This is a genomic window from Vibrio sp. 811, assembly GCF_033339195.1.
This window is the reverse complement of record NZ_JAWOUB010000089.1, coordinates 1-1,171: the sequence shown is the minus strand read 5'-3', so window position 1 is coordinate 1,171 and position 1,171 is coordinate 1. Positions and strand designations below refer to the sequence as shown.

1 protein-coding gene is annotated in these 1,171 nt (G+C 44.2%); it reads right to left on the bottom strand.

From position 1 onward, the window contains the following. Positions 1-241: 241 nt before the first annotated feature. Positions 242-1,171, bottom strand: a 930-nt coding sequence (locus R7Q46_RS25005) for a DUF3103 domain-containing protein (protein ID WP_318077906.1), incomplete at its 5' end; no start/stop codon positions are given.

The window sequence follows — 1,171 nt, the reverse complement described above, 5'->3', positions numbered from 1 at the left end:
GTCATGCCCTTAGAAAGCTCGAGTTGTAAAGACTTAACAATCGCAAAATTATTAACACTTAGATGAGCCAGCATTTTTATTTACCTGTATAACTGAACAATACTGTATATGAGAACAGTATATACTGTTTCTTTATACAGTAAAGATGAGCGGGAATATTTTTATCTAACAGGTTATTTTTTGTGATGAGGTGGGAAAAATGAGTCGAAGTCTCGACAACGACTCATTGAAATTGAAAGGGTTATGGGCGAGTTGGATTGATCGTCAGTGGCTCTAGTGTCACGACAGCATTAACACTTGCTCCTGGGTGATCGACATACGACGTGTCTTGCATCAACGTGTAGAAAACGTCAACAAAGTCATCATCGTTGGTAAGCACACCATCTGGAATTGCATCGATGATCTTGTTTGTGATTTGTGGGATGACTGCGTATGCCTGAACTTGCGGATCTGGGATGGCTTTCAGAACTTCTTCAGCGACTTGCACCAATAGTTTAGCCAGCTGTTTGTAGTCTGTGCCGTCATCTTGCTCCATCAGAACAATATCTGCAGCGCCCCAGCGGTAGCGAGACCAGTGAATGATGATTTGATTTGGGTAGTAATCTTGGTTGTCGTAATCCAAGTAAGGAAGCTCTACCAGATCAATTGTCGGCTCGTCGCGGCTTGGATTGACACCTGTCACGATGGCGTAAACCTCTGCTTTGCCAGAGATCCACGGTTCTTTGTCATCCGCTAAGCGAATTTTCTTCAGTTGAGTTGTTTGAATCGGAGCGACATCACTTGTCGCTGCGCTTTGTAGCATTGGTGAAGATTGTTTTTGACTCTCTGAATAATAAGGCTGAATTAGAGCTGGCTGCCCCAGTTTTTTCATTTCTGCCTGCATCGCCTGTAAGCCTGCTTTGAGCTCTGCAGAGCTGTTGTTATCGACAACTAGAACGGGAACGTCAGGAAGCTGATACACATCAAGTTGATGAATTTGCCCGTAAACGTCAAACGCTTCGATGTATTGCCAGCTTTCATCATCACCGCTTGGTTCAAAGGCAAAGAGTGGTGCAACGTCGCCATTGAGCCATGCTCCTAGCATTTTTTCGTTGGCTAAGCGCACTTCTAGCAATTGATCTGAGAATTCAGTAATGCCTTTCCAGCTACGAATTTGAGCGTCGGCTTCAAC